The 6,731-nt window shown below is 69.7% G+C and carries 8 protein-coding genes and 1 tRNA gene; 3 read left to right on the top strand and 6 right to left on the bottom strand.

All coding sequences use genetic code 11. The features are described from left to right. Positions 1-301 (bottom strand): cupin domain-containing protein (locus tag G3I65_RS24465; protein WP_160698169.1); only part of this gene is annotated, 301 nt, incomplete at its 3' end. Between the two features lie 85 nt (positions 302-386). Here G3I65_RS24465 and G3I65_RS24460 point away from each other — a divergent pair. After that, complete coding sequence (locus G3I65_RS24460; protein WP_160698168.1) at positions 387-1,229, top strand: NAD(P)H-binding protein; 843 nt, start codon at positions 387-389, stop codon at positions 1,227-1,229. Between the two features lie 123 nt (positions 1,230-1,352). On the opposite strand, the gene G3I65_RS24455 is transcribed toward G3I65_RS24460, so the two are convergent. Further along, positions 1,353-1,426: transfer RNA gene (locus G3I65_RS24455), tRNA-Leu, on the bottom strand. A gap of 99 nt (positions 1,427-1,525) precedes the next feature. On the opposite strand from G3I65_RS24455, the gene G3I65_RS24450 reads away from it, so the two are divergent. Next, entirely contained in the window at positions 1,526-1,747 is a 222-nt protein-coding gene (locus G3I65_RS24450) for a DUF3618 domain-containing protein (protein WP_086864478.1), read from the top strand. A 3-nt stretch (positions 1,748-1,750) separates the two neighbouring features. Here the strand turns inward: G3I65_RS24450 and G3I65_RS24445 are convergent, their stop codons facing one another. Continuing rightward, on the bottom strand, positions 1,751-2,167 hold the full coding sequence (locus tag G3I65_RS24445; protein ID WP_166640527.1) for a hypothetical protein: 417 nt from the start codon (positions 2,165-2,167) through the stop codon (positions 1,751-1,753). A gap of 205 nt (positions 2,168-2,372) precedes the next feature. Beyond that, the gene (locus tag G3I65_RS24440; protein ID WP_160698166.1) at positions 2,373-2,972 is read right to left on the bottom strand and encodes a TetR/AcrR family transcriptional regulator; all 600 of its coding nucleotides are present in this window, start codon (positions 2,970-2,972) and stop codon (positions 2,373-2,375) included. Between the two features lie 71 nt (positions 2,973-3,043). Between G3I65_RS24440 and G3I65_RS24435 the strand changes: the two genes are divergently transcribed. Next, entirely contained in the window at positions 3,044-4,501 is a 1,458-nt protein-coding gene (locus G3I65_RS24435; RefSeq protein WP_160698165.1) for an NAD(P)/FAD-dependent oxidoreductase, read from the top strand. 65 nt (positions 4,502-4,566) lie between these two features. On the opposite strand, the gene G3I65_RS24430 is transcribed toward G3I65_RS24435, so the two are convergent. Further along, positions 4,567-5,037: a helix-turn-helix domain-containing protein gene (locus G3I65_RS24430; RefSeq protein ID WP_125313024.1), complete on the bottom strand. Its 471-nt coding sequence runs from the start codon at positions 5,035-5,037 to the stop codon at positions 4,567-4,569. Positions 5,038-5,219: 182 nt separating this feature from the next. Beyond that, positions 5,220-6,731 (bottom strand): LCP family protein (locus G3I65_RS24425; protein ID WP_239071417.1); only part of this gene is annotated, 1,512 nt, incomplete at its 5' end.

The following is a 6,731-nucleotide window of genomic DNA, read 5'->3' as shown; positions in this document are numbered from 1 at the left end:
AGGGCGTGGCCGGTGACGGGCGGGTGGGCCGGAAGGCGACGAGCGCCACGCCGGGCGCCGACGTCATCGCGTGCGGGACGCCGCGGCCGAGCAGGACGACGTCACCCGCGCCGAGTTCGACCGGTTCGAAGCCCGGCTCGCCGGGCAACGGGGTCAGCCAGGCCGTGCCGTCGAGGACGACGTGGAACGCGGCGCCGGTGGTGTGGTCGAAGCGCAGGCCCCACGGCGCGTGCGCCTCGGTGTGCGCCGCGACCGGCGTGCCGGCACGCAGGGCGGTCAGTACGTCCGCGAGCACGTCCATGGAAACCACGATAGCGAGACGTTCGGACAACAGAACGCGCTTCTGAGCCATTCTGCGTCTCGTTCTCGGTCCATAGCTTGGTGGCATGACAGTTTGGGTTGAAGGAGCGACCGGCAAGGCAGGCCGGCGCGTGGTGGCCGCGTTGACGGCGGCGGGGGTGCCGGTCCGGGCCGCGAGCCGCCACCCCGGCGAGGCGCGCGGTTCGGTGACGCCGGTGCGGTTCGACTGGTACGACGAGACGACGTGGGCCCCGGCGCTCGGTGCCGCCGACGCGCTGTTCGTCAAGGGGCTGGACAGCGACGACAACGCCGCCGCGCTGGTCGCGCGGTTCCTCGACGCGGCCCCGGCCGGACGGGTCGTGCTCATGTCCGCGGCGGGGGTCGACCGCGGCCCGGACCACGCCCCGCGGCGGGCGGTCGAGCTGGCGGTGCAGAACTCGGGCAAGCGCTGGACCGTGCTGCGGCCGAACTGGTTCCTGCAGAACTTCGACGAGGACGAGTGGGTGTTCGCGAAGGCGCTTCGCGAGACGGGCGAGCTGTACGCGGGGAGCGGCTTGGTCGGGTTCGCCGACACGCGCGACCTCGCCGACGCGGCGGTCGCGGTCTTGACGTCACCGGGGCACGACGGCCGTGGCTACACGATCACCGGGCCCGAGGCGCTGACGTTCGAGGAGGCGGCGCGGGTGCTGGCGGCGGCGTCGGGGCGCCCGATCCGGTGGCGGGAGGTCACGCGCGCGGAGCACCGGGAGTACTTCGCGAGGTCGGGGCGGCCGGCGGCGTGGGTCGACCACATGCTGCACCTGTTCGAGCTGGTGAAAGCCGGGGTTTTCGCCTCGGTGACCGACGACGTGCGGCGGCTGACGGGGAAGGCGCCCCGCACGCTGGCGGCGTACGCCGAGCAGAAGTGGCGCCCGACGTCGCGGAGGTGACCACAGCGGGGGTCCGGGGGCGAAGCCCGCCGGGCGGGGCCCGGGGGTTGCACCCCCGGAAGACACGACGAGCGAGTCCGGCGAAGGCGCGAAGCGCCGAGCAGGACTCACCCAACTCGCTCGTGGGCCCGGAGAGACTCGAACTCTCACTGGCATGGACCTAAACCATGTGCCTCTGCCAATTGGGCTACGGGCCCCCAGCAAAGGGAAGCCTAGCGTGCGGCGTGGCCCGTGCGGCGGCGGTGGGGCGGTCGACTAAGTTGGGGCCCGGAAGACCCATCCGGCGAGGAGGACACGTGGCTCGCGACCCCGAGACGATCGAGCGTGAGATCGAGCAGGCCAGGACCGCTCTGGCGGCGACGCTCGACCAGCTCACCGTCAAGGCCGACCCCAAGAAGCTCGCCGACGCGGCCAAGGACGGCGTGCGCGCCAAGCTGGACAACCCGAAGGTGAAGTACCCGCTGATCGGTGGCGGGATCCTCGTGCTCGTCCTGCTGGTGCGCAAGCTCCTCAAGTAGCGCTCAGGCCTGTTTGGCCGGCGCCTTGCTCTCCGCGGCGGGCGCCGGCTCGGCGGGGGCCTTGCGGTCCTCGACGGCCTTGGGGAGCTGCTTGCTGGGCGGCAGCTGCGGCTTCTTGTCCGCGGCCTCCGTGGTCTGCTGCTTCGGCACGCTGCCGGGCGGCGGGACCTCGAGCGGCGGGAGCTTGGGGAGCGTCAGCCGCGCGGTCATGTAGGCGCTCGTGAAGTCCAGCGCACTGCCGTTGAGCAGGTGCACCACCGTCGCCTTGCCGTCGCCGAGCTCCTCGACCAGCTGGTCGGCCCGGTCGCGCGCGGCGATGATGCCCGGTGCCCTCGCGGTCAGCTCCTTGCCTTGGCCGCTGACCGTGATCGCCCAGTCGGCGTCTTCTTGGACGTATGTCGCCGTGATCGCTTCCACCATCTGCCTCACGCCCCTCTCCTCCACCACCATGCTTTACACAACCGTGACGCGGCTACCGCATTCCCATGACGCGGAACTCGCGCCCCCTCTCGGCTGCGAAAAGTCCAGCACACTTTCTACCGTGACTTCGATACCGTAGAGCAACTCTGTGTCACAGGACACGACAGCAGCGAGTAACGACCGAATGGCCTAATGCACTTGCAGGCTACCGTGCACGGTGCTTCAGGCCGCTCCACAGCACGTCCATGGCGTATTCGGTGGCCGTCGCGGGGTCCACTTCGTCGTGCTTCTCGCACCAGATCGCGAGCCGTTCGCAGGCGCCGACCACGAATTCCGCGGCCGCTTCGGCTCGCAGCTCGTCCTCGCTGTCGAAGTAGCCGCTCATCAGGGCGGCGATCAGGTCGGTCTGCTGGCGGCGGGTCTCCTCGACCTCGTCCGCGGCCGGCGTGCCGATCAGCGCCATCTCGTGGCGCAGCAGCGACCACGCCTGGCGCCGCTCCCGGATGAAGACGAAGAACGCGAGCAGGCCGCGGCGCAGCGCGTCCTCGGCCGTCGTCGCGCCGACCGTCGCCTGCTCGGTGACCGCGCGCAGCACCGCGCGCGACTCGCGGATGCAGGCCAGCAGCAGGCCTTCCTTCGAGTTGAAGTACTCGTAGAGCATCGGCTTCGAGACGCCCACCAGTTCCGCGATCTCGTCCATCGACGCCGCCGCGTAGCCGCGTGCCGCGAAAACCTCTTCGGCGACCTCGATCATCTGCCGTTCGCGCTCGGCCCGGGGCATGCGCTTGCGCTTCGCGGTCGTCATGGGCAACACTCTACCGGCAGTAACCTACTCTGAGTAAGATGGACGACGGGTAACAGGAACCGGGAGGCGTCATGGGCAACCGCACGGAGACCGGCGTCGTCATCGTCGGGACGGGCTTCTCCGGTCTCGGCATGGCGATCCAGCTGCGCAAGGAGGGGCGCGACGACTTCGTCATCCTCGAAAAGGCGCACGACGTCGGTGGCACGTGGCGGGACAACAGCTACCCCGGGTGCGCCTGCGACATCCCGTCGCACATGTACTCGTTCTCCTTCGAGCAGAACCCGGGCTGGTCGCGGGCGTACTCGCCGCAGCCGGAGATCTGGCGGTACATGCGCGAGGTCGCCGACAAGCACGGCCTGCGCCGCTTCATCCGGTTCGGTCAGGAGATGACCGGCGCCCGCTGGGACGCCGAAGAGAACCGCTGGCACGTCGCCACGAGGGGCGGCGACGAGTTCGTGGGGAACGCGCTGGTCGCCGGGGTCGGCGCGCTGCACCTGCCGATGGTCCCGGACCTGCCCGGCATCGAGAAGTTCGAGGGACCGGCGTACCACTCAGCGCAGTGGCGCCACGACGTCGACCTGAAGGGCAAGAAGGTCGCCGTGATCGGCACCGGCGCCAGCGCGGTCCAGTTCGTGCCGAAGATCGCGCCGGAGGTCGAGGAGCTGACGCTCTTCCAGCGGACGCCGCCGTGGATCATGCCCAAGGCCGACCACGAGATGTCCGGGCGCACGCGCGCGCTGTTCAAGGCGTTCCCGCCGGCTCAGCGCGCCTACCGGAACCTGCTGTACTGGATGCTCGAAGCGCGCGCGATCGGCTTCAACGGCCAGTCGTGGGTGATGAAGCTGGGGCAGCGGCTGGCCAAGCGCAACATCGACCGCGCGATCACCGACCCGGCCTTACGACGTAAGGTCACGCCGGACTACACCATGGGCTGCAAGCGCGTGCTCATTTCCAACGACTACTACCCGGCGCTCGCGCGGGACAACGTCGACGTCGTGACCGACGGCGTGCGGGAGGTCCGGGAGCACAGCGTCGTCGACGCGGCCGGGGTCGAGCACGAAGCCGACGTCATCATCTACGGCACCGGCTTCCACGTCACCGACGCCTTCGACGACCTGGAGATCGTCGGCCGCGACGGGCGCAACCTCGGCAAGGAGTGGGCGACCGAGGGGATGCGGACGCACCTCGGGATCACCGTCGCCGGCTTCCCGAACCTGTTCTTCCTGCTCGGCCCGAACACCGGTCTCGGGCACAACTCGGTCGTGTTCATGATCGAGGCCCAGATCTCCTACGTCGCGGAGGCGCTGCGGCTGGCCCGGGGGAAGGCCATCGAGCCCAAGCCCGAGGTGCAGGAGCGGTTCAACACCGCGATCCAGCGCAAGCTGGCGAAGGGCATCTGGACGCGCGGCGGCTGCAAGAGCTGGTACCTGGACGCCAAGGGCGTGAACCGGACGATCTGGCCCGGCTTCACCTGGCGCTACTGGCTGGACACGCGGAAGGTGCGGCGCGAGGACTTCCTGGTCGGCTGACGCTGCTCCGGTCGTGAGTGCTGAGTCGGGTTCTAACCCGACTCAGCACTCACGACCGGGCGGGATCAGCGGGAGACGTAGCGGCGGAGGCGGGCGATCAGCTCGACGGTCGGCAGCTCGCACAGCTCGGCCATGCGCTCCAGGGCGGGGAGGTCGAGCGCGATCTCGGCGCCGCCGTGGTCGCCGGCCTGCCGCAGCCGGTCCTCCGCCCAGCGGCGCAGCGGAAGCAGCTCGACGGACTCGTCGGCGACGACCTTGCGCAGGTCGACGCGGACCCGGCCGGGCTCGTCGACGAACACCCGGCGGTGCACCTTGGCCAGCAGGTCCTGGGGCAGCTCGTCCATCGCGACGCACAGCTCGACCAGCCGCACGACGGAGCACTGTCTGGTGCCCAGCTCGTAGGTGGCCAGCGTCTGCAGGGAAATCTCGCTCTGCAGGTGCTGGTTGAGCTCCTTGCGCGTCCAGCCGCGGCTGCGCCGCAGCTTGCGGAGCTCGTCCCCGAGGATCCGCTGGTACTCCTCGCCGTCGATCAGCACATCAATTTCCCCTGCCGTGCGCTCCCACGGCACCCGTACGGTTGTGACAACTTTCCCGTGCAGGTGCACCCTCACGTGTATGTAAGTGCGCGGGAGCTCGGCCCTTACGCGAATTCGGGCATGTCTTTGATACCGATTGCGCGAGTTAGGCCGAACGGGTTAACAGGGTCCCGGCGAGCGGGTCAGTTGACGCAGGGCACGCCTTCGGCCGTGATCGGCTTCTCCGTGTCGGCCGGCGGCGCCGCTGCCTGCGACGATGGCGCGCTGGACGCACCGGCGCCGGCGCCCGAGTTCGCCTCGGTAGCCGGGCCTTGGTAGTCGGCGCCGAGGAAGACCATCACGTGCCCGGCCTGGACGCTCTTGTCCTCTTGGATCGTCGGCGAGCCGCCCAGCGCGTCCGCGACGGCCTGGCCCTTGTCCTTGCCGCCCTTCGGCACCCAGATGACCGTCGTCTTGCGTGACGTCGCGTTCGCCGTGTCGCCGGAGGTGAAGCCCTTGCCTTCGAGGGTCTTGGCGACGCTCGCGGCCAGGCCGGTCTTGCCGGAGGCGTTGCGGACGTCGACCGTGGTCGCCTTGTTCGCGGGGTCGGCCTGCTGCGCCGGCGGCGCGGTCTGGCCCGGCTGCGGCCCGGCGAGGCTCTGGACGAACTGCTTCACCTCGGCCGGGTCGACCTGGATGGCCGTGCCGTCTTCGGGGGTCTTGTACTCGATGTTCTTCACCGGGATGGTGCGGAACTCGAGCTGGCCGCCGGTCAGGCCCTTCATCTGCTGGGCGAACCCGAAGATGTCCCAGTTCTGGTTGAGCACGACCGACTTCTTGATGGCGTCGATCAGGTCGTTGAGCTTCGACGGGTTGGTCAGCGTGCCCGCCGACAGCACCTTGCGCGCCATGCCCGCCATGAACACCTGCTGGCGCACGACGCGGTCGAGGTCGCCGTTGGGCAGGCCGTGGCGCTGCCGGACGAACTCGAGCGCCTCGACGCCGGAGATCGTGTGCTGGCCCTTGCTGAAGTTCGCGCCGGAGTACTGGTCCTTGACGTCGTTGTTCAGGCAGACGTCGACGCCGCCGATGGCCTTCGTGATGTCGCTGAAGCCGAGCAGGTTGACCGCGGCGTAGTTGTCGATGGTCGACCCGGTGAGCTTCTCGATGGTCGCGATGAGCTCCTTCGCCCCGGCCTGGTTGGCCTTGACGTCGAGCTCCTTCGGGTCGGTGACGCCCTCCTTCTGCAGGTCCTTGCGGGCCTGCAGCATCGCCCTGGCGTAGGCGGAGTTGATCTTGTGCTTGCCGTAGCCGGGGATCTCGACGTAGGAGTCGCGCGGCAGCGACATCGCGACGGCCTTGCTGCCGTCGTTCGGGATGTGCACGAAGATCAGCGAGTCGGTGTTGAGCTCGCCGTCGGAGTCGCCGGCGCGCAGCTCGTCGAGCACCTCGCGCGAGAGCGGGTTGCCCTGGGCGTCGGTGCGGCTGTCAAGGCCGACCAGCAGGATGTCGCGGGCGCCGTCGGCCGGCTTGTCGCCACCGCCGCCGTCACTGATCACGTTCGCGTAGTTCAGGCCGTTGACCAGGCCCTGCATGGCCGCCCACGCGTACCCGGTCAGGCCCATCACCAGCAGCGAGACGACGGCCAGCGCGATCTTCGCGCCGCGGAACGAGTTGCGGCGGCCCCGCGCGACCGGGCGCGGCTGGGGACGGCG

The sequence above is a fragment of the Amycolatopsis sp. SID8362 genome (assembly GCF_010550475.1).
Lineage (GTDB): Bacteria > Actinomycetota > Actinomycetes > Mycobacteriales > Pseudonocardiaceae > Amycolatopsis > Amycolatopsis eburnea.
The sequence above is the reverse complement of the archived record's forward strand: the minus strand, read 5'-3'. Positions and strand labels throughout refer to the sequence as shown.